Annotated in this window: 20 protein-coding genes; 12 read left to right on the top strand and 8 right to left on the bottom strand. The window is 71.0% G+C overall.

Annotated features, from left to right (window positions below; translation table 11 throughout):
- Positions 1-32: 32 nt before the first annotated feature.
- The 3 genes from AB0M83_RS15860 to mptB are packed head-to-tail and all read right to left on the bottom strand — an operon-like array spanning position 33 to position 3394.
- Positions 33-818: an ABC transporter permease gene (locus AB0M83_RS15860; protein ID WP_364517502.1), complete on the bottom strand. Its 786-nt coding sequence runs from the start codon at positions 816-818 to the stop codon at positions 33-35.
- Positions 815-1741, bottom strand: a complete 927-nt coding sequence (locus tag AB0M83_RS15865; protein ID WP_364517504.1) for an ABC transporter ATP-binding protein — start codon at positions 1739-1741, stop codon at positions 815-817. The genes AB0M83_RS15860 and AB0M83_RS15865 overlap by 4 nt, the downstream gene beginning before the upstream one ends.
- Positions 1742-1747: 6 nt before the next feature.
- Entirely contained in the window at positions 1748-3394 is a 1647-nt protein-coding gene (gene mptB, locus AB0M83_RS15870; RefSeq protein ID WP_364517680.1) for a polyprenol phosphomannose-dependent alpha 1,6 mannosyltransferase MptB, read from the bottom strand.
- Between the two features lie 139 nt (positions 3395-3533).
- On the opposite strand from mptB, the gene AB0M83_RS15875 reads away from it, so the two are divergent.
- Genes AB0M83_RS15875 through AB0M83_RS15905 form a run of 7 tightly spaced genes read left to right on the top strand, consistent with a single transcriptional unit; the run spans position 3534 to position 9914 of the window.
- The gene (locus AB0M83_RS15875; protein WP_364517682.1) at positions 3534-4313 is read left to right on the top strand and encodes a metalloregulator ArsR/SmtB family transcription factor; all 780 of its coding nucleotides are present in this window, start codon (positions 3534-3536) and stop codon (positions 4311-4313) included.
- Positions 4310-5758, top strand: coding sequence for a Fe-S cluster assembly protein SufB (gene sufB / locus AB0M83_RS15880; RefSeq protein ID WP_364517506.1), 1449 nt, complete (start codon positions 4310-4312; stop codon positions 5756-5758). The genes AB0M83_RS15875 and sufB overlap by 4 nt, the downstream gene beginning before the upstream one ends.
- A 2-nt stretch (positions 5759-5760) precedes the next feature.
- Positions 5761-6933, top strand: coding sequence for a Fe-S cluster assembly protein SufD (gene sufD / locus AB0M83_RS15885; protein WP_364517508.1), 1173 nt, complete (start codon positions 5761-5763; stop codon positions 6931-6933).
- A 33-nt stretch (positions 6934-6966) separates the two neighbouring features.
- Entirely contained in the window at positions 6967-7737 is a 771-nt protein-coding gene (sufC, locus tag AB0M83_RS15890) for a Fe-S cluster assembly ATPase SufC (RefSeq protein ID WP_364517510.1), read from the top strand.
- Positions 7738-7780: 43 nt separating this feature from the next.
- Entirely contained in the window at positions 7781-9070 is a 1290-nt protein-coding gene (locus AB0M83_RS15895; RefSeq protein ID WP_364517513.1) for a cysteine desulfurase, read from the top strand.
- Positions 9067-9516, top strand: coding sequence for a Fe-S cluster assembly sulfur transfer protein SufU (sufU, locus tag AB0M83_RS15900; RefSeq protein ID WP_329049227.1), 450 nt, complete (start codon positions 9067-9069; stop codon positions 9514-9516). Before AB0M83_RS15895 ends, sufU begins: the two co-directional genes overlap by 4 nt.
- Complete coding sequence (locus tag AB0M83_RS15905) at positions 9513-9914, top strand: metal-sulfur cluster assembly factor (RefSeq protein WP_284747199.1); 402 nt, start codon at positions 9513-9515, stop codon at positions 9912-9914. The genes sufU and AB0M83_RS15905 overlap by 4 nt, the downstream gene beginning before the upstream one ends.
- A 2-nt stretch (positions 9915-9916) precedes the next feature.
- On the opposite strand, the gene AB0M83_RS15910 is transcribed toward AB0M83_RS15905, so the two are convergent.
- Complete coding sequence (locus AB0M83_RS15910; RefSeq protein ID WP_364517515.1) at positions 9917-10699, bottom strand: DUF4184 family protein; 783 nt, start codon at positions 10697-10699, stop codon at positions 9917-9919.
- Positions 10700-10716: 17 nt separating this feature from the next.
- Here AB0M83_RS15910 and AB0M83_RS15915 point away from each other — a divergent pair, with 17 nt between their 5' ends.
- Together AB0M83_RS15915 and lepB are read left to right on the top strand one after the other, a co-directional pair.
- Positions 10717-11049, top strand: coding sequence for a YnfA family protein (locus tag AB0M83_RS15915; RefSeq protein ID WP_364517517.1), 333 nt, complete (start codon positions 10717-10719; stop codon positions 11047-11049).
- Between the two features lie 38 nt (positions 11050-11087).
- A complete protein-coding gene (gene lepB, locus AB0M83_RS15920; protein ID WP_364517519.1) occupies positions 11088-11843 on the top strand; it encodes a signal peptidase I in 756 nt (251 codons plus the stop codon).
- Here the strand turns inward: lepB and AB0M83_RS15925 are convergent.
- Positions 11767-13701 carry an AarF/UbiB family protein gene (locus tag AB0M83_RS15925; protein WP_364517521.1) on the bottom strand — a complete coding sequence of 645 codons (1935 nt, stop codon included), beginning with the start codon at positions 13699-13701 and terminating at the stop codon, positions 11767-11769. The two genes, lepB and AB0M83_RS15925, sit on opposite strands and share 77 nt — an antisense overlap.
- A gap of 169 nt (positions 13702-13870) precedes the next feature.
- Here AB0M83_RS15925 and AB0M83_RS15930 point away from each other — a divergent pair, with 169 nt between their 5' ends.
- The 3 genes from AB0M83_RS15930 (at position 13871) to AB0M83_RS15940 (ending at position 16430) form a co-directional block, all read left to right on the top strand.
- The gene (locus AB0M83_RS15930; protein ID WP_364517523.1) at positions 13871-14407 is read left to right on the top strand and encodes a snapalysin family zinc-dependent metalloprotease; all 537 of its coding nucleotides are present in this window, start codon (positions 13871-13873) and stop codon (positions 14405-14407) included.
- Positions 14408-14553: 146 nt separating this feature from the next.
- Positions 14554-15780: a histidine kinase gene (locus tag AB0M83_RS15935; protein ID WP_364517525.1), complete on the top strand. Its 1227-nt coding sequence runs from the start codon at positions 14554-14556 to the stop codon at positions 15778-15780.
- Complete coding sequence (locus AB0M83_RS15940; protein WP_364517527.1) at positions 15777-16430, top strand: response regulator transcription factor; 654 nt, start codon at positions 15777-15779, stop codon at positions 16428-16430. The genes AB0M83_RS15935 and AB0M83_RS15940 overlap by 4 nt, the downstream gene beginning before the upstream one ends.
- Positions 16431-16489: 59 nt before the next feature.
- On the opposite strand, the gene AB0M83_RS15945 is transcribed toward AB0M83_RS15940, so the two are convergent.
- The 3 genes from AB0M83_RS15945 to cysD form a co-directional block, all read right to left on the bottom strand.
- On the bottom strand, positions 16490-17008 hold the full coding sequence (locus tag AB0M83_RS15945; protein ID WP_364517529.1) for a hypothetical protein: 519 nt from the start codon (positions 17006-17008) through the stop codon (positions 16490-16492).
- A gap of 90 nt (positions 17009-17098) precedes the next feature.
- Positions 17099-18910, bottom strand: coding sequence for an adenylyl-sulfate kinase (gene cysC / locus AB0M83_RS15950; RefSeq protein WP_364517531.1), 1812 nt, complete (start codon positions 18908-18910; stop codon positions 17099-17101).
- Complete coding sequence (gene cysD, locus AB0M83_RS15955; RefSeq protein WP_364517533.1) at positions 18910-19842, bottom strand: sulfate adenylyltransferase subunit CysD; 933 nt, start codon at positions 19840-19842, stop codon at positions 18910-18912. Before cysD ends, cysC begins: the two co-directional genes overlap by 1 nt.
- Positions 19843-19872 lie beyond the last annotated feature (30 nt).

Here is a 19872-nt window from a genome sequence, read left to right on the forward strand (position 1 = left end):
GTGAGGTGAGTTCTACCCGGCCCGCAAGGCATTCAGGTGAGCTTCGTCGTGCGGGAAGCCAGGGCTCCCGCGGCGACCGCCCACACCGCCAGCACCACGAGCGGCCCGGGGGCGAACGCGCCGTCGACCAGCGCGGAGCGCATCCCTTCGGCCAGCGCCCCCGACGGCAGCAGCTCCACCACGCGAGCCAGCCCCGAAGGCAGCGAAGACGGCGCCAGCAGGATCCCGCCCGCCAGCAGCAACACGAACCAGACGATGTTCGCCAGCGCCAGCACGGCTTCCGCGCGCAGCGCGCCGCCCAGGAGCACGCCCAGCGCGCCGAAGGCCAGCGTGCCCAGCACCAGCAGCAAGATCGCCGAAGCCAGCCCCGAGAAAGTGGGCGACCACCCCAGGAACGCCGCCACCACACCGATGATCACCGACTGCAGCGCCACCACGACGACGGCCGCCGCGAGCCGGCCCACCACCAGCAGCCACCGCGGCAGCGCCGTCGCCGAAAGGCGCTTCAGCACCCCGTAGCGCCGGTCGAAGCCCAGGGCGATCGCCTGGCCGGTGAACGCCGACGACATCACCGCCAGCGCCAGGATGCGCGGCGTGATCCAGTCCACTTTGGACGTCGAACCCAGCGAAGACGCCGGCAGGATGTCCAGCAGCGACAACCCGATCAGCAAGGCCAGGGGAATGAGCAGCGTCAGCAGCACCTGCTCGCCGTGGCGCAGCGTCAGGCTCGCCTCGACCCGCGCGTGCGTCCGCAGCATGCGGCCCAGCGAGCCGCGCCCGGGCGCCGGGGTGAACGTGCCGGCGGGGAAAGACGTCATGCCCGCAGCTCCCGTCCGGTCAGCTCGAGGAAGACCTCTTCGAGCGTGCGCTTGCCGACCTGCAGCTCCTCCGGCAGCACGCCCTGCTGCGCGCACCACGCCGTGACCGTCGACACGACCTGCGGGTCGACCGAGCCGGCCACGACGTACGTGCCCGGCGCCGACTCGCGCACGGCGTAGCCCTCCGGCAGCGCCGCGGTCAGCAGGGCCGTGTCCAGCCGCGTGCGCGCCTTGAACCGCAGGCCCGCGTTGCCGCTCTCGTCGACCGTCAGGGATTCCGGCGCGCCGGAGACGACGACCTTGCCGTGGTCGACGATCACCACGGTGTCGGCCAGCGCTTCGGCCTCCTCCATCAGGTGCGTGGTCAGCAGCACCGAGACGCCGTCGCGGCGCAGCGCGCCCAGCAGGTCCCACACCAGCCGCCGGGCCTGCGGGTCCATGCCCGCGGTCGGCTCGTCGAGGAACACCAGCTCCGGCCGTCCGATCAGCGCGCACGCCAGCGAAAGCCGCTGCTGCTGCCCGCCGGAGAGGCGCTTGAACGGCGTCCGCCGCACCGAGGCCAGCCCGAGGACGTCCAGCAGCCAGGCCGGATCCAGCGGGGAGGCCGCGCAGGAGGCCACCAGCCCGAGCATCTCGTCGGCGCGGACGCCGGGGTAGGCGCCGCCGCCCTGGGGCATGATCCCGACGCGGGGGCGCAGCGCGGCCGACTCGCGCACGGGGTCGAAGCCGAGCACGCGCACCGTGCCCGCGTCAGGCTTCAGGAAGCCTTCGCAGACCTCGACGGTGGTGGTCTTGCCGGCCCCGTTCGGGCCGAGCAGGGCGAGCAGGCTGCCGCGCTCCATCCGCAGGTCGAGACCGTCGACCGCGCGGGTGGAGCCGTAGCTTTTCACCAGCCCGGTGATCTCGACGGCGGGGGCACTCACATCGCGTCACGATACGGCGTCGGCCCGCGCGGGCACCCGCGGGGACGGCCTGGAGAGCAGGACGGGGGCGAGCCGCCGCACGATCAGCATCCCGGTGCCGCACACGACGATCGCCGCGACGTAGGCGAACGGCAGCACGTACGGGCGGCCGTCGAAGGTGCTGCCGGTCGGCGGCAGGAGGAACGGCAGGGCGGCGGACAGCACCGCCGCGGCCACCCGGAACCGGGACGTCCCGGCCGCGGCGGCGAGGGGGATCACCGCCCACAGCACGTACCAGGGCTGCAGGTTGATCTGCAGGATCATCACCGCGCCGAGCGAGACGCCGAGGCCGATGATCGGCCGGTAGCGCCACTTGAAGCTGTCCCACAGGAACTTGAACGTGATGGCGACGGCGACCAGGTAGCCGAGCGCGCCGAGGATGGGCACCAGGCCGTTGGTGTGGTTGCCGAGCCCGAGCGCGATGCCGAGGACGCCGGAGAGGTTGGCGAGCTCGGCGGTGGGGGAGATCCACGAGCGGACCAGGCCGGGGGTGTCGAACGTCGCGCCGACCCAGCCGAAGCCGAGCCCGGTGCCGAAGCAGACGGCGACCAGCACGGCGCCGAACCACACCGCCATCGGTGCCCCGGCGACGAAGAGGTCCTTGAGCCGGCCGTGCCAGCGGCGCGCGACCATCACGGCGAAGAACGGCAAGGCGAACAACGCGGGCAGCTTCACCGCGACGCCCAGGGTGATGATCGCCACCCCGAGCCCGATGTAGAGCAGCTCCCCGCGCGCCAGGGGCGGTGGGGTGTCGCCCTTCACCCGGATCGGCAGCCGCCGGATGCCGACCTCCAGCCCGGCGAGCATCAGGCCGATGGCCAGCGCGTCGTTGTGGGCGCCGGCGATGAAGTGGAAGATCAGCAGCGGGTTGAGGGCGCCGAGCCACAGCGCCGTCGCGGGCTGGACGCCGAAGCGGCGGGCGAGCCGGGGCAGCGCCCAGACGATGAGGACCACGCCGGCCAGGGCGAGCACGCGCTGCAGGAGCACGCCGACGGCGATGCTGTTGCCGGCCAGGGGCGCGAGCCAGCCGCCGAGGCGCAGCACCAGCGGCCCGTACGGCGCCGGCGTCTCGCGCCACATGTTCGACACGCCCATGGTGAACGGGTCGGCGACGCCGAGGGCCTGCGCCGGGCCGAGGACGTAGGGGTCCATGCCGCGGTGCACGATCTCGCTCTGCGCGAGGTAGCTGTAGACGTCGCGGGAGAACAGCGGCGGGATGACCAGCAGCGGCAGCACCCACAGCGCGATCGTGCGCGCGAGCTGGCCCTGCGACGCGAGCCGGGCGCGGTCGGGCCGGGCGAACTTCCCGAGCATCAGCCAGCTGAGCACCAGGATGCCCATCCCGGAGATCGCGATGGCCAGCGACACCGTCGGGATGCGGGTGAACAGCCGCAGCACCGGGATCTCCTGCACCGGGTTGATCACCGGGGCGGCGCCGGCGCCGAGCGAGCCGAGGGCGAGGAAGAGCGACCCGACCGTGCCGAACCGGCGGACGACGGCGAGCCCGCGCCGCTCGTCACCCTCCAGGGGGAGCGGCACGCGGGGCTCGACGGGCGACAGCGTCACCGCGTGCGCACGCTCTTGCTGGTCCTGCCGTGCAGGATGTTCACCCACTGCCACGGGAGCAGGGTATCGCCGCCGCCGCGGAGTGAGTCGGGTCACTGCCGAAGACCCTGCCTTTGCCGACCGCCGGGAAATAAGACACACTTGTGTTGTGAAAAAGACGGAGGCACGTGACCAGGTGGGCGGCGACATGCCGCGCGCCGGGCTTCCCGTGGTTCCGCCGCAGGTCAGCGCCGAGGGCAAGACCCGCCACGAGGTCGCCCGGGTGCTCCTGGAACAGGGTCCCATGACCGCCGTCGTGGTCGCCGAGCAGCTCGGGATCAGCCCCACGGCCGTCCGCCGGCACCTCGACGCGCTTCTCGCGGACGGCGAAGCCGAGACGCGGGACGCGCCGCGCCGCGGACCCCGGGGCCGGGGTCGTCCGGCCAAGCTCTTCCTGCTGACCGAGTCCGGCCGCGCCCGCTTCGGGCACGCCTACGACGACCTGGCCGTGTCCGCCATCCGCTTCCTCGCCGAGCACGCGGGCGAAGACGCCGTACGCGCCTTCGCCGAGCGTCGCGTCGCGTCCCTGGTCGAGCCGCACCGCTCCGCGATCACCGGATCGAGTGATCCGGCGGCACGCGCGGAGGCCTTGGCGACCGCCCTGAGCAGGGAGGGCTACGCTGCGTCGACCCGCCAGGTCGGTACCCCGGCACCGGGTCAGAACGTCGGAGCGCAGCTCTGTCAGCACCACTGTCCGGTCGCCCACGTGGCCGCGGAGTTCCCGCAGCTGTGCGAGGCCGAGACCGAGGCGTTCGCGAAGCTGCTGGGCACCCACGTCCAGCGGCTGGCGACGATCGCACGCGGTGACTCCGCGTGCACCACCCACGTTCCCGTCACGACGGGGAACAACCCGGCCCATCCCGAGCCGGGAAGCACGGTGCCCCCTGGGCGCACAGCACGGATCCCGAATGGAGGGAAACCCGCATGACTGCCGCTGCCGAGCAGCGCACTCCCACCACCGCGCCACTGAGCCAGGAAGAGACCATCGAGTCCCTTGGCAAGTACGCGTTCGGCTGGGCCGACTCCGACGAAGCGGGCGCCAGCGCCCGTCGCGGGCTGAACGAGGATGTCGTCACCGACATCTCCGGGAAGAAGTCCGAGCCGGAGTGGATGCGCGAAGCGCGACTGAAGGCGCTCAAGCTCTTCGAGAAGAAGCCCATGCCCAACTGGGGGGCCGACCTCTCCGGGATCGACTTCGACAACATCAAGTACTTCGTCCGCTCCAGCGAGAAGCAGGCTGCGAGCTGGGAAGACCTGCCCGAAGACATCAAGAACACGTACGACAAGCTCGGCATCCCCGAGGCGGAGAAGCAGCGCCTCGTGGCCGGTGTCGCGGCCCAGTACGAGTCCGAGGTCGTCTACCACTCGATCCGCGAGGACCTCGAGAAGCAGGGCGTGCTCTTCCTCGACACCGACACCGCGCTGCGCGAGCAGCCGGAGCTGTTCGAGGAGTACTTCGGCTCGGTCATCCCGGCCGGCGACAACAAGTTCTCCGCGCTGAACACGGCGGTGTGGTCCGGCGGCTCGTTCATCTACGTGCCCAAGGGCGTCAAGGTGGACATCCCGCTGCAGGCCTACTTCCGGATCAACACCGAGAACATGGGCCAGTTCGAGCGCACCCTGATCATCGTCGACGAAGACGCCTACGTGCACTACGTCGAGGGCTGCACGGCGCCGATCTACCAGTCCGACTCGCTGCACTCGGCGGTCGTGGAGATCATCGTCAAGAAGGGCGCCCGCTGCCGCTACACGACCATCCAGAACTGGTCGAACAACGTCTACAACCTGGTCACCAAGCGCGCCAAGTGCGAAGAGGGCGCGACCATGGAATGGATCGACGGCAACATCGGTTCCAAGGTGACGATGAAGTACCCGTCGGTCTTCCTCATGGGCGAGCACGCCAAGGGCGAGGTCCTTTCGGTCGCGTTCGCGGGCGAGGGCCAGCACCAGGACGCGGGCGCCAAGATGGAGCACCTCGCGCCGTACACCTCTTCGACGATCGTGTCGAAGTCGGTGGCGCGCGGCGGCGGCCGCACCTCGTACCGCGGCCTGGTCCGCGTCGCGAAGCGCGCGCACCACTCGCGCTCCAGCGTGGTCTGCGACGCCCTGCTGGTCGACACGATCTCGCGCTCGGACACCTACCCGTACGTGGACATCCGCAACGACGAGGTGTCCATGGGCCACGAGGCCACGGTGTCCAAGGTCAGCGAAGAGCAGCTGTTCTACCTGATGTCGCGCGGCCTCGACGAGGCCGAGGCGATGGCGATGATCGTGCGCGGGTTCGTCGAGCCCATCGCGCGTGAGCTGCCGATGGAGTACGCGCTCGAGCTGAACCGCCTGATCGAGCTCCAGATGGAAGGGTCCGTCGGCTAGTCATGTCGGTTACCGAGAACAACGTTTCGGAGTCTCTGCGCGAGGGGGCCGTCATTCCGGCGGCCTCCCGCGCGGAGCGCTTCACCTCCTACGACGTCGAGGCCTTCGAGGTCCCGGGCGGCCGTGAGGAGAACTGGCGCTTCACGCCGATGAAGCGGCTGCGCGGCCTGCACGACGGCAGCGCGGTCGCCACCGGCGAGATCACCCTCGAAGCCGACGCCGCCCCCGAGCTGGGCATCGTGACCGTCGGCCGCGACGACCCGCGGCTGGGCCAGGCCGGCGTCCCGAGCGACCGGATCGCCGCGCAGGCGTACTCCTCGTTCACCAAGGCCACCATCGTGACGGTGCCCAAGGAGACGAAGGCGTCGAAGCCGTCGGTGCTGCGCATCCACGGCCCGGGCGAGGACAAGGTCGCCTACGGGCACCTGCAGGTCCGCGCCGAGGCGTTCGCCGAAGCCCTCATCGTGCTCGACCACGTCGGCTCCGGCACCTACGCCGACAATGTCGAGTTCGTCATCGGCGACGGCGCGAAGATCACCGTGGTCAGCGTCCAGGACTGGGCCGACGACGCGGTGCACGTCTCCGAGCAGCACCTGAAGCTCGGCCGCGACGCCTCGCTCAAGCACACGGTCATCACCCTGGGCGGCGACCTGGTCCGCGTCTCGCCGACGGCGACCTTCGCCGACAAGGGCGGCGACGTCGAGATGCTCGGCGTCTACTTCGCCGACGGCGGCCAGCACCAGGAACACCGCCTCTTCGTCGACCACGCGGTGCCGAACTGCAAGTCGCGCGTGGGCTACAAGGGCGCGCTGCAGGGCGAGGGCGCGCACACGGTGTGGATCGGCGACGTGCTGATCCGGGCCGCGGCCGAGGCCACCGACACCTACGAGTTCAACCGCAACCTGGTGCTCACGCCGGGCGCCCGCGCGGACTCCGTGCCGAACCTCGAGATCGAGACCGGCGAGATCGAAGGCGCCGGCCACGCGAGCGCGACGGGAAGGTTCGACGACGAGCAGTTGTTCTACCTGCAGTCGCGCGGGATCGCCGAAGAAGCCGCCCGGCGCTTGGTCGTGCGCGGGTTCTTCCACGAGATCCTGGTGAAGATCGACGTCCCCGAGGTGCGCGAGCGCCTCGAAGCCGCGATCGAGGCCGAGCTCGAAGCCGTCGGCGCCTGACGCCGCCCACCGCAGACTTTTAGGAAACGAAGAATGGCTACCCTGGAAATCAAGGACCTGCACGCCTCGGTCGAGACCGACGAAGGCGCCAAGGAGATCCTCAAGGGCGTGAACCTGACGATCAAGTCGGGCGAGACGCACGCGATCATGGGCCCCAACGGCTCCGGCAAGTCCACCCTGTCCTACGCGATCGCCGGCCACCCGAAGTACCAGGTGACCTCCGGCGAGGTGCTGCTCGACGGCGAGAACGTCCTCGAGATGAGCGTCGACGAGCGTGCCCGCGCCGGCCTCTTCCTGGCCATGCAGTACCCGGTCGAGGTGCCCGGCGTGTCCATGTCCAACTTCCTCCGCACCGCGGCCACCGCGGTCCGTGGCGAGGCTCCCAAGCTGCGCCACTGGGTCAAGGAGGTCAAGGAGGAGATGGGCAAGCTCGAGATCTCGCAGGAGTTCGCCGAGCGCTCGGTCAACGAAGGGTTCTCCGGCGGCGAGAAGAAGCGCCACGAGATCCTGCAGCTGGCGCTGCTCAAGCCGAAGTTCGCCATCCTCGACGAGACCGACTCCGGTCTCGACGTCGACGCCCTGCGCGTCGTCTCCGAGGGCGTGAACGCGTACAAGGCTTCGAGCGAGGTCGGCGTCATGCTGATCACGCACTACACCCGGATCCTGCGGCACATCACGCCGGACTTCGTGCACGTCTTCGCCGGCGGCAAGATCGTCGAGTCGGGCGGCAAGGAGCTGGCCGACGAGCTGGAGGAGCACGGCTACGTCAAGTACGTCGGCAAGCCCGAGCCGGCCGCGCTCTGACGTTTTCCCCCGTACGACACCGAGAACGAGAGGAGTCGGCCCGATGACCACCACCTCGGCCAGCTCTCTGCCACTCGACGTGGCGGCCCTGAGGGCCGACTTCCCCATCCTGTCGCGCACCGTCCGCGACGGGAAACCCTTGGTGTACCTGGACTCCGGCGCGACGTCGCAACGCCCGACCGCGGTGTTCGACGCCGAACGCGACTACGTGTTCACGTCGAACGCCGCCGTCCACCGCGGTGCGCACCAGCTGTCCGAAGAGGCCACCGACGCCTACGAGTCCGCGCGCGCGAAGATCGCGGAGTTCGTCGGCGCCGACCCCGAGGAACTGGTGTTCACCAAGAACGCGACCGAGGGCATCAACCTCGTCGCGTACTCGATGAGCAACGCCGCCACGGCCGGTCCGGAAGCTTCGCGCTTCGTGGTCGGCCCGGGCGACGAGATCGTCGTCACCGAGATGGAGCACCACGCGAACCTCGTGCCGTGGCAGCAGCTGTGCCAGCGCACCGGGGCGACGCTGAAGTGGTTCAAGGTCACCGAAGCCGGGCGCCTCGACCTGTCCGATGTGGACGAACTGATCACCGAGCGCACGAAGGTGGTCGCGTTCGCGCACCAGTCCAACGTGCTCGGCACGGTCAACCCGGTGGAGCTGCTCGTCGAGAAGGCCAAGGCCGTCGGCGCGTTCACCGTGCTCGACGCGTGCCAGTCGGTGCCGCACTTCCCCGTGGACTTCCACGCGCTAGGCGTCGACTTCGCGGTGTTCTCCGGGCACAAGATGCTCGGCCCGTCCGGCATCGGCGTGCTCTACGGGCGCACCGAGCTGCTCGAAGCGATGCCGCCGTTCCTCACCGGCGGGTCGATGATCGAGATGGTCCGCATGGAGGGCTCCACCTTCGCGCCGCCGCCGCAGCGGTTCGAGGCCGGCGTGCCGATGACGTCGCAGGCCATCGGCCTCGGCGCGGCCGTCGACTACCTCTCGGCCATCGGCATGGACCGGATCGCGGCGCACGAGCACGAGCTCGCCGCGGCGGCCCTCGAAGGCGTCGGCGCGATCCCGGGTGTCCGGATCGTCGGGCCGACGGATCTGAAGGACCGCGGCGCGACCGTGTCGTTCGTGATCGACGGCGTGCACCCGCACGACGCCGGCCAGGTGCTCGACAGCCTCGGCATCGCCGTCCGCGTCGGCCACCACTGCGCGTGGCCGCTGCACCGGGCCTGCAACGCGCAGGCGACCGTGCGCGCGTCGTTCTACCTCTACAACACGCTGTCCGAAGTGGACGCCCTGGTAGCGGGTGTTCGCGAGGCCCAGAAGTTCTTCGGAGTGGCCCAGTGAACCTGGAAAGCATGTACCAGGAGATCATCCTGGACCACTACAAGAACCCGCACGGCCGCGGCCTGCGCGACCCGTTCGACGCCGAGTCGTTCCAGGTCAACCCGACCTGCGGTGACGAGGTGACCCTGCGGGTCAAGCTCGACGACGGTAAGGTCGCCGACGTCTCCTACGACGGCCAGGGCTGCTCCATCAGCCAGGCCTCGACGTCGGTCTTGACGGATCTCGTCGTCGGCCACACGCTTGAGGAGGCGTTCACCACCATGGACGCCTTCGTGGAACTGATGCAGGGCAAGGGAAAGATCGAGCCGGACGAGGACGTGCTGGAGGACGGGATCGCCTTCGCGGGCGTCGCCAAGTACCCCGCCCGCGTCAAGTGCGCCCTCCTCGGCTGGATGGCTTTCAAGGACGCCGTCGCCCGGACCACCAGTGGAGCTGAGAAAGCATGACCGAAGACACCGCCACCGAAGCACGCGAGGGCCGGACCGCCGCCGACCTCGACGCCGAGACCACGGCCACGCAGGACCTCGACCTCGCCAAGCTCGAGGACGTCGAGGAAGCCATGCGCGACGTCGTCGACCCGGAACTCGGCATCAACGTCGTCGACCTGGGCCTGGTCTACGACATCCGCGTCGAGCAGGACAACACCGCCACCATCGACATGACGCTCACGTCGGCGGCCTGCCCGCTGACCGACGTCATCGAAGACCAGACGTCGGCCGCGCTGACCTCCGGCGGCCTCGTCAAGGACTTCCGCATCAACTGGGTCTGGATGCCGCCGTGGGGCCCGGAGAAGATCACCGAGGACGGCCGCGAGCAACTGCGCGCCCTCGGCTTCACCGTCTGACTTCATTTCGCATCGAGCGGGTCACCTTCCGAGGTGGCCCGCTTTGTGTATAACAACCTATACCGCGCGTGCCAGGCCAGCGCGTAAAGGACGAGCGCGGCGGCGAACCCGCTGCAGGCACCGGTGGCCAGCAGGTACGTCGCGTTGCCGACGACGCCCGCGCGGGTCATCGGGTCGTGGTGGGCCAGGAAGGGCAGCACGTCGGCCAGGACGCCGGCCAGCGTGCCGCCAGCGAGGAACGCCACCACCGGTTTGCGGCGGCGAGTGCCTCTCGGCGCCGGCTCGGTGGGTGCGGTGCGGTACCAGCGCACGAGCCACCACGCGAGGATCCCGGCTCCGGCGATCGTGCTGACCAGCTGGATCAGCCGACCGACGTCGACCCCGGTGACGAGCGGGGTCCGCAGGAACGGGAACCCGTCGTTCTCGTGGGTGAAGGCGTCCCAGCCGACGTGGGTCGCGGCGCCGAGGACCAGGGACAGGGCGATCCAGCCCGGCCGCTTCCAGCTGAAGTGGCGGGGGAGCCGCTCGGCCAGCGGTCTCGGCGCCAGGGCGAGCAGCGGCCGCTTCAAGACGATCTGGAAGACCGCCAGCAGGGCGAGCGCGAGCAGCGGGTCGAGCCAGAGGACGGACGCGAATTCGTGCGTCTTGGTGAGGCCGACGCCGGGCAGCCGCGGCACGAACCAGAAGACGTCCGGCGCGACGGACCCGGCGACGAGCGCGGCCGGCACCAGCGGTCGTCTCGCCAGTGGGAGCACGGCGGCGGGATGACTCAGCGTGAACGGCACGGAAGTAGTATCCCGGGGTGGTCCTGCGCTCGATCCTCCTATTCCTGGCCGCGGCGGTCTGCGAAATCGGTGGCGCGTGGCTGGTGTGGCAGGGCGTCCGCGAACACCGCGGCTGGCTGTGGATCGGCGGCGGGCTGCTGGCTCTCGGCGTGTACGGCTTCGTGGCGACGCTCCAGCCGGACGCCCACTTCGGCCGCATCCTCGCGGCGTACGGCGGCGTGTTCGTCGCGGGTTCGCTGGCCTGGGGGGTGGTGGCGGACGGTTACCGCCCGGACCGCTACGACGTGCTCGGGGCGCTCCTGTGCCTGGCCGGGGTCGCGGTGATCATGTACGCGCCCCGGACGGGGTAACGGCGGGCGCCATGGCCCGATAGATCACCGTGACCGAGATGTCCTTTCCGCCCGCTCCGCCGTCCGCGCCGAAACGCTCCGGCGTGTCCAAGGTGCTCCTGCTGATGATCGCCGTCGCGGTGCTCGGCGCCGGCGCCGGTGGGTACGGCTTCGGCCGGCTGATGCTGGGGTACCACGCCTATACGCAGGCGAGCGGGAACATGAGCCCGACCCTCGCGCCGGGCGACCGGCTCGTCGTGCGCCAGGTGGACGACGTGGAGGTGCACCGCGGGGATCTCGTCGCCATCGACATGAGTGCGTACGCCGATTCGCCCCGCGACGGAATCAGCATCGTCCGCGTGGTCGGGGTCGCCGGGGACACCGTCGCCTGCTGCACCGACGAGCACCTCTCGGTCGACGGCAAGCCGATCACCGAGCCCTACATCACGCCCGGCTACGAAGGTCTCTTCGAGTTCTCCGCCAAGGTGCCTGAGGGTGCGGTCTTCGTCGAAGGGGACAACCGGGGCAATTCCGACGACTCACGGTTCGGCGGCCCGGTGCGGTTGTCCGCGGTCACCGGGATCGTGGTCGCCACCGGCACGGTCGTCACCCCGAAGCCGCTGCCGCCGGTCACCTCGTTCACCGACGCGGGCCTGCCCGGGACGCCGTACTCCGACGGGACGTTGACCGGGTTGCGGTGGTGGATCCTCGGCGGGTTCGTGCTGTTCGTGGCCGGCGTCATCGGAGTGATCGTGACCGCCGTCCGGAACGCCGGAAGACGACGAAAAGCAGCCGCAGCCCCACCAACGCGCTGATCACCAGCAGGTTGTAGCCGAACACCTGGTGCAGCGTCAGGTCCGCCGCGATGCGCGGCCCGCCGTCGCCGGCCAGCAGCAGGACGGCCATCAGGCCGGCCGCCGCGCCGACGAAGGCCAGCAGGAATTCGTGGACGAGGCTCGTGACGACGTCGCGGTCGCGCTCGTCGGAGAACAGCCGGACGTTCACCGACAGCCGGCCCTCCTCGATGGCGGCTCCGATGCGGTCGACGCGGCGGGGGATGCGGCGCAGCACCGGCAGCAGCGCCAGGACCTCGGTGAGCGCGGTGTGGCGCAGCGAGTCCGGCCGCAGCCGGGCGCCGACCTGCTCGGCGGCGAACGCGCGCGACTCGGCCACGACGTCGAACGCGGGATCCAGCGCGGCCAGGGTGCCCTCCACCGTGGCCAGCGCCCGGAACACGGCGGCGACCGGCGGCGGCACGCTCAGCCGGAAGTCCGCGACCACCCGGAACAGCCCGGTGAACAGGTCGAGGCCGGCGGCGCGCCCGGGCCCGAAGTGCCGGGCGACCAGGGCGCCGAGGGCGCGTTCGAGGCGCTGCTCGTCGATGTCGTCCGTGCGGTCGACGATTTCCAGCAGCCCGTCGCGCAGGGCCGCCGGGTCGCCGCGGTCGAGGGCCAGGACCAGGTTCTGCAGGCCGCCGCGCAGCCCGGCGTCGAGGCGGCCGACCGAGCCGAAGTCGAGCAGCCCCAGGCGGCCGTCTTCCAGGACCATGAGGTTGCCCGGGTGCGGGTCGGCGTGGAAGACGCCGCCGATCATCACCTGGTCGAGCAGGCACCGCAGGAGCGACCGCGCGAGCCGCTTGCGGTCGGCCGCCGGCGCCGTCTCGAGAGGCCGGCCCGCCAGCCGGGACATGACCAGGACGCGTTCGGTGGACAGTGCCTTGTGGACGGTCGGCAGAACGACGTCCGGGCCGGAAGTCGCAGCCACGGCGGTGATGTTGCGGGCCTCGATGGTGAAGTCGAGCTCCTCGGTGAGTGCTTCGGCGAACCCGTCGGCGAGCTCGGCGACGCCGAGCGAGCGTGCCCAGTCCGCGCGCTCCTCCAGCGCCGCGGCGACGCGGCGGACGATGTCGATGTCGCGCTCGGCCTGCTCCCGCACGCCCGGGCGCTGGACCTTGACGACGACGTCCTCGCCGCCGCGCAGCTTCGCCCGGTAAACCTGCGCGACCGACGCGGTGGCCAGCGGTTCCGGGTCGAACTCGGCGAAGACGTCGTCGGGTGAGCCGCCCAGTTCCTCGGTCAGCACCGCCCACACGGCGTCGGCCTTCGCCGGTGCCACCTGGTCCTGCAGCTTGCCGAGCTCGTCGAGGAACGACGGCGGCAGCAGGTCCGCGCGCGTGGAAAGCACCTGGCCGAGCTTCACGAACGTGACGCCGCCTTCCTCCAGCGCGCGGCGCAGGGAGCGGGCGAGCTTGGCGTGCCGGCCGGGCGCGAGATCGGGGTCGCGGCGGCCGGCGAGGTAGCGCCCGAGGCCGTGCTTGACGGCGATCCGGCTGATCTGCGAGTACCGGCGGGCGCGCGCGATCTTGGCGCCGATCGCGCGCGGCCGGAACCCGCCTGGCAAGGCCATTTCGGCGACGAAGAGGAAGATCAGTGTCGCGAGGAAAGCGCTGCCCGCCAACGGAATCAGCAGCCCGACGGCTGCGCCGCCGTTGTGCAGCAGGGAAACCGGGAACGCCTGGCCGATGCCGCCCGCGACGAGCCAGCCGAACGCGGCGCCGCACAGTGCGCGGACGGCGCCGATCCGGACCCCGAGCACCCGCCGCGACGCGACGACCAGCGGCCAGAGCACGAGTGCGTAAAGGGGAAGGGTCAGCAGGCCCAGCAGGACGTCCATGCCGCAGAGCAGACCACGCGGGCCGGGCCGGACGGCTCATCCGGCGGCGGGACCGGGCTCCCTCCCGGGAGGGAGCTACTTTCGGCCGTGGCCCGGATCGCTCGTGGACTCCTAACCTGATCGCGCGGACCACGGTTGGATGTTCTCTGAACGGACATGAGGAGACATGATGAACGGACGCGTGCTCGGCCGGATCGTGGCACTGGCCACGGCGGTCGCGGCCTCGCTGGGCATGGGGCTCGCCGTCGCTCCCGGCGCTTCGGCGGCCGCCGTCACGACGCTGTACTACAGCTCGTCGGGCGCACCGGACTACCTCGCGCAGATCGACCAGGGCGCGGCCAACTGGAACGCCGCGGTCACGGACGTGAAGCTGGTCAAGCGGAGCTCGGGGGCGACGATCACGTTCCACGAGATCCACAGCGGCGGTTCGTACACGAACACGAACGGCCACGGCCGCGGCGACATCTACCTGGACACGAGCCAGGTGGCGGAGGGCTTCGACCCGACCCGCATCGCGGCGCACGAGCTGGGCCACAACCTCGGGCTGCCGGACCACTACACGGGCCCGTGCACGGAGCTGATGTCCGGCCACGGCCCGGGGACGGCGTGCAAGAACGCGAAGCCTTCGTCTGCCGAGGCGGCGAAGGTGCAGTCGCTGTGGGTGAACGGCTTCGCGGCTTCGGAGCTGCGCAAGGTCGCTTACTAGCTCACCTTCGAGCGCCCCAAGGTGGCCTTGGTTGCGTCTGACGCACCGAAGGCCGCCTTGGGTGCGTGAGACGCACCGAAGGCCACCTTGGGGCGCTCCATCCCGAGAGGGAGGCGGCCGACGACGCTGCCTGCGAAGATCGACCGGTGCGCGTACTCCGCCCCCTGACGAGCAAGGCGACCTACCGCCGCTGGGTGTACCTCGTCCTCGGCGGTGCCATCAGCGTTCCCTACCTGCTGTTCTCCGCGGTCGCCGTGCCGTCGCTGCTGCCGTTCGTCACCACCCTCGAGCGCGCCACCCTCGTCGGCGGGCTGCTCACCCTGGTCGTCCTCGGCGGCACCGCCTTCTTGCCCGCCGTGCACGTCCTCGAGTCCACCGCCGTCCGGGAACTGCTCGACGATCCCGTGCCCGGCGCCCCCGCGAAACCGCGGACCCGGCCGGGGCGGCGGCGGGCGGCGGGGATGTTCGTGCTGCACGTCGTCGCCGGGTTCGTCGTCAGCTTCTTCAGCCTGGCCGCGCCCGTGGCCGTCGGGATCTCGGTCAGTGCCGTGTTCACCGGGCACTTCTTCCAGACCGCCGGGAGCGACGAGGTCACCGTGCCGACGGGCTGGCCCTCCGTCTGGCTGCCCGTCGTGTTCCTCGTCGCCACCGTGCTGCTGATCTACGCCGTCCGGGCGATCGGCGCCGGGCTGCGGAAGGCCGCGGTCCGATTGCTCGGGATGACCGCCGCCGACCGGATCGCCCAGCTGGAACGGCGGACCGGGCAGCTCGCCGAACGCAACCGCCTGGCCCGGGAGCTGCACGACTCGGTCGGGCACGCGCTGAGCGTCGTCACCGTCCAGGCCGGGGCCGCCCGGCGGACGCTGCGCACCGACCCGGAGTTCACCGAACGCGCGCTTGGTGCGATCGAGGAGTCCGCCCGCACCGCGCTCGACGACCTCGACCACGTCCTCGGGCTGCTGCGTGACGAGGCGGCCGGCCGGACGCCGCAGCCGGGGCTGGCCGACCTGGAGACCCTGCTCGAAACGACGCGGCTGGCCGGCACCGACGTCACGGCCGAGCTCGGCGGCGACCTGGCCGCGGTGCCCGCTGTGGTGTCACGCGAGGTCTACCGGATCCTGCAGGAATGCCTGACCAACGCGGTGCGGCACGCCGGTAGGGTCCCGGTGACGGTGGTCGTCGACGTCGCGGCGCACGGCCTCCTCGCCCGGGTCGCCAACCCGCTGGGGGCCGGCTCCGGCCGCACCGGCGGCGGCCGCGGCCTGCGGGGGATGACCGAGCGGGTCGAGGTGCTCGGCGGCACGCTGTCGGCCGGGCGGGTGGACGAGCGGTGGGAGGTCGTGGTGCGGGTGCCGTGGGGGAGCGGGCGATGACCGCCGGGGTGCTGCTGGTCGACGACGAGCCGCTGATCCGCGCCGGGCTGCGCGCGATCATCGACAGCGAGGACGACCTGAGCGTGCTCGGCGAGGCCGCCGACGGCGCCGAGGTGCCCGGGCTCGTGACCCGGCTCCGCCCGGACGTCGTGCTGATGGACGTGCGGATGCCCGCGGTCGACGGGATCCGCGCCACCACGCACCTGATGTCCACGATGGACAGCCCGCCGAAGGTGATCGTGGTGACCACCTTCGAGAACGACGACTACGTCTACGACGCGCTGGTCGCCGGCGCCAGCGGGTTCCTCCTCAAGCGGGCCCGGCCGGAGGAGATCGTCGCGGCGATCCGGACGGTGCTGACGGGGGAGTCGCTGCTGTTCCCGGCGGCGATCCGCCGTCTCGCCGCCCACCACGCGCCGGCGCCCACCGGTGACGGCTTGGCGCGGGCCGGGCTGACCGACCGCGAGCGCGAGGTGCTGCGGCTGATGGCGTCCGGGCTGTCCAATGTGGAGATCGCGGGCGAGCTGTACCTGGGGATCCAGACGGTGAAGACCCACGTCGGCAACGTGCTGGCGAAGCTGGGCGCGCGGGACCGGACCCAAGCGGTGATCCGGGCGTACGACTCGGGGTTCGTGACGCCGGCGGGCTAGTGCGCCCCTCCGTCACGGGCCCGATCCGCCGGCTCGCTCACCCGGCACGCTCCAGGTTGTCACTGCTGGTACGGCCCACGCGGCGGCTGGTACCCCGGCGGCGGGGCTTGCTGAAACCCCTGCGGCGGCGGGAATCCCTGCTGCTGGTACTGAAATCCAGGCTGCTGCGGGAAGTCTTGCGGGGCCGGGAATCCCTGCGGCTGGTAGCCCTGCTGCGGGTATCCCGGCGGCGGACCGAAGCCGGTCTGCTGCCCGGGCACGGTACGGCCGGCCCGGCGCCGGACCGCGACGACCAGCCGCCACCCGCACAGGGCGCCGATCCCCGCGCCGATCCCGACCGTGACCCACCGGCCGCCGTTGTTGAAGGTGTTCGCGCTGTCGATCGATTCCTGGCGCTTCTCTTCGTAGGTCTCGGTGCTCGTCTGGCCGTACTGGGTCCTCTCGCAGGTCTGCCCCGGCCGCATCTCTTCGCTGCCGCAGAGCACCTTGGAGTTGGGATCCCCGGAGCCGAACAGGCCGAGTGACACCAGGCTCAGCCCGAACAGCAGCCCGATCGACCACCACACCACGCTTTTCACTGCATTTCCCCTCTGCAACACCCCGGTCAGCGGACATATCAGACCATAGACCGAGCTGTGACGCACGCGCTTCCGACGTCACTGGCCGCTTCAGGACACGTTCCGGTCGAGGACGGCCTGGATCGCCGCGGCCATCGCCGCCGGGTCGCCGTCGCCCGGGCGCAGCACCAGATCGGGTGACGACGGACGTTCGTACGGCGCGTCGACCCCGGTGAACCCGGTGATCTCCCGCGCGCGGGCCTTGGCGTACATCCCCTTCGGGTCGCGCGCCTCGCACACCTCCAGGGGCGTGTCCACGAAGACCTCCACGAACGGCAGATCCCCGGAGATCGCTCGCGCCGAAGCGCGGTCGGCCGCATACGGGCTGATGAGCGACGCGATCGCCACCACGCCCGCGTCCGCGAACAGCCGCGCCACCTCCGCCACCCGGCGGACGTTCTCCGCGCGGTCCGCCGGGCTGAACCCGAGGCCCTTGTTCAGCCCGTGGCGCAGGTTGTCGCCGTCCAGGAGGTAGGCCGGGCGGCCCGCGGCGACCAGCCGGCGTTCCAGCTCGACCGCCACCGACGACTTGCCCGACGCCGAGAGCCCGGTCAGCCACACCGTGGCACCCCGGGTCGGCCGGTCCTCGCGCCGCACCGCCGCGGTGTGCCAGACGATCGGGGACGCCGCGGCGCCGGTGATCATCCCGGCCGCGACCGTGTCGCCGGTGTGCTCGTCGACCAGCAGGAACCCGCCCGTGGCCCGGTTGCGGCGATACGGGTCGAACAGCAGCGGGGCGCGCGTGCGCAGCCGGATGCGGCCGATGTCGTTCAACGACAACGATTCCGCGGGGTCGCGGTGCAGGGTGGTGACGTCGAGCCGGTAGTCCAGCCGCTCCACCGAACCGCGGGTCTCGGTGGTCGTGTGCCGGACGACGTAGGAAGCGCCCGGCGTCAAGGAAGCCCGCGGCGAGAACCAGCACACCAGCGCGTCGACCTCGTGGGCGGACTCCGCGCGGTTGCCCGGACGGCACAGCATCGCGCCCCGCCCCAGGTCCAGATCATCGGCCAGTTCGACCGCGACCGCTTGTCCCGTGAAGGCCTCGGAAAGCGGTTCCCCGCCCGGTCCCCACACCGCCCGGACCGTGGACGTGAACCCCGACGGCAGCGCCACGACCTCGTCGCCCGGCTTGAACACCCCGCCGGCGATGGTGCCCGCGTAGCCGCGGAAGTCCGACCGGCGGATCACGTACTGCACCGGGAACCGCGCGTCGATCAGGTTGCGGTCGGACGCGACGTGCACCTCCTCCAGCTGGTGCAGCAGGGAAGTTCCTTCGTACCAGGGCATGCTCGCGCTGCGGTGGACGACGTTGTCGCCGTGCAGCGCCGAAACGGGCACGAACGTCAGGTCGGCGATGTCCAGTTTCATCGCGAACCGCCGGAAGTCCTCGCGGATCTCGTCGAACCGCTCCTGCGACCAGCCGACGAGGTCCATTTTGTTCACGCACACCACGAGGTGCCCGATCCCGAGCAGCGACGCGAGGAACGCGTGCCGCCGCGACTGTTCCAGCACGCCCTTGCGCGCGTCGACCAGGACCAGGGCCAGGTCGGCCGTCGACGCGCCGGTCACCATGTTCCGCGTGTACTGCAGGTGCCCGGGGGTGTCCGCGATGATGAACTTCCGCTTGGGCGTGGCGAAGTAGCGGTGCGCGACGTCGATCGTGATGCCCTGCTCGCGCTCGGCGCGCAGGCCGTCGGTGAGCAGCGCGAGGTCCGGGTAGTCCTCGCCGCGGTCGCGGCTGGCGCGCTCGACGGCGGCGAGCTGGTCGGTGAAGATCGCCTTCGAATCGAACAGCAGCCGGCCGATCAACGTGGACTTGCCGTCGTCCACGCTCCCGGCGGTGGCGATCCTCAGCAGCTGCATCAGAAGTAGCCCTCCCGCTTGCGGTCTTCCATGCCTGCTTCGGAAATCCGGTCGTCCGCGCGCGTCGCCCCGCGTTCGGTGACGCGGGTCGCGGCGACCTCGGCGACCACCTCGGACGGTGTCGCCGCCGACGATTCGACGCAGCCGGTGCACGTCGCGTCGCCAACGGTCCGGAAGCGCACGGTCGCCTCGTACGGCGTCTCTCCGTCCACAAGGGACAGGAAGCGCGTGGCCGCCAGCAGCATGCCGTCCCGCTGGACCACCGGGCGCCGGTGCGCGTAGTAGAGCGGTGGCAGGGCGATCCGCTCGTCGCGGATGTACTGCCAGATGTCCAGCTCGGTCCAGTTCGACAGCGGGAAGACGCGGATGTGCTCGCCGCGCCGGTGCCGCCCGTTGTAGAGGTTCCACAGCTCCGGACGCTGCGCCCGCGGATCCCACTGGCCGTGTTCGTCGCGGAAGCTGAACACGCGCTCCTTCGCGCGGGCCTTCTCCTCGTCGCGTCGGGCGCCGCCGAACACGGCGTCGAAGCCGCCCTCGCGGATCGCCCGCAGCAGCGTGACCGTCTGCAGCCGGTTGCGGCTGGCTCCCGGGCCGGTCTCCTCGACGACGCGGCCGGCGTCGAGGTCGTCCTGCACGCTCGCGACGTGCAGCCGGAGGTTCAACGCGGCGACGGTCTCGTCGCGGAACCGCAGCACCTCGTCGAAGTTGTGGCCGGTGTCGACGTGCAGCACGGGGAAGGGCAACGGCGCCGGCCAGAACGCCTTCGCGGCGGCGTGCAGCATCACCACGGAGTCCTTGCCGCCGGAGAAGAGCAGCACCGGGCGTTCGAAGGTCGCCGCGACCTCACGGAAGACGTGCACGGCCTCCGCTTCGAGCGCGGCCAGGTGCGAAAGCTCGTACGAGGTCACGGACACTCGAAAAAAGTAGAACATGTTCTTGTCATCGGTCAAGCGGTGCGGGAC

Origin of the sequence: Amycolatopsis sp. NPDC051106 (assembly GCF_040682775.1) — a bacterium.
In the GTDB taxonomy this organism is placed as follows: domain Bacteria; phylum Actinomycetota; class Actinomycetes; order Mycobacteriales; family Pseudonocardiaceae; genus Amycolatopsis.

Excerpts from the sequence above, each read along its gene's own strand:
- AB0M83_RS15860 (WP_364517502.1), bottom strand. The coding sequence starts at position 818 with ATGACGTCTTTCCCCGCCGGCACGTTCACCCCGGCGCCCGGGCGCGGC.
- AB0M83_RS15875 (WP_364517682.1), top strand. The coding sequence starts at position 3,534 with ATGCCGCGCGCCGGGCTTCCCGTGGTTCCGCCGCAGGTCAGCGCCGAG.
- sufB (WP_364517506.1), top strand. The coding sequence starts at position 4,310 with ATGACTGCCGCTGCCGAGCAGCGCACTCCCACCACCGCGCCACTGAGC.
- sufD (WP_364517508.1), top strand. The coding sequence starts at position 5,761 with ATGTCGGTTACCGAGAACAACGTTTCGGAGTCTCTGCGCGAGGGGGCC.
- sufC (WP_364517510.1), top strand. The coding sequence starts at position 6,967 with ATGGCTACCCTGGAAATCAAGGACCTGCACGCCTCGGTCGAGACCGAC.
- AB0M83_RS15895 (WP_364517513.1), top strand. The coding sequence starts at position 7,781 with ATGACCACCACCTCGGCCAGCTCTCTGCCACTCGACGTGGCGGCCCTG.
- AB0M83_RS15905 (WP_284747199.1), top strand. The coding sequence starts at position 9,513 with ATGACCGAAGACACCGCCACCGAAGCACGCGAGGGCCGGACCGCCGCC.
- lepB (WP_364517519.1), top strand. The coding sequence starts at position 11,088 with ATGTCCTTTCCGCCCGCTCCGCCGTCCGCGCCGAAACGCTCCGGCGTG.
- AB0M83_RS15925 (WP_364517521.1), bottom strand. The coding sequence starts at position 13,701 with ATGGACGTCCTGCTGGGCCTGCTGACCCTTCCCCTTTACGCACTCGTG.
- AB0M83_RS15930 (WP_364517523.1), top strand. The coding sequence starts at position 13,871 with ATGAACGGACGCGTGCTCGGCCGGATCGTGGCACTGGCCACGGCGGTC.
- AB0M83_RS15940 (WP_364517527.1), top strand. The coding sequence starts at position 15,777 with ATGACCGCCGGGGTGCTGCTGGTCGACGACGAGCCGCTGATCCGCGCC.
- cysC (WP_364517531.1), bottom strand. The coding sequence starts at position 18,910 with ATGCAGCTGCTGAGGATCGCCACCGCCGGGAGCGTGGACGACGGCAAG.
- cysD (WP_364517533.1), bottom strand. The coding sequence starts at position 19,842 with ATGTTCTACTTTTTTCGAGTGTCCGTGACCTCGTACGAGCTTTCGCAC.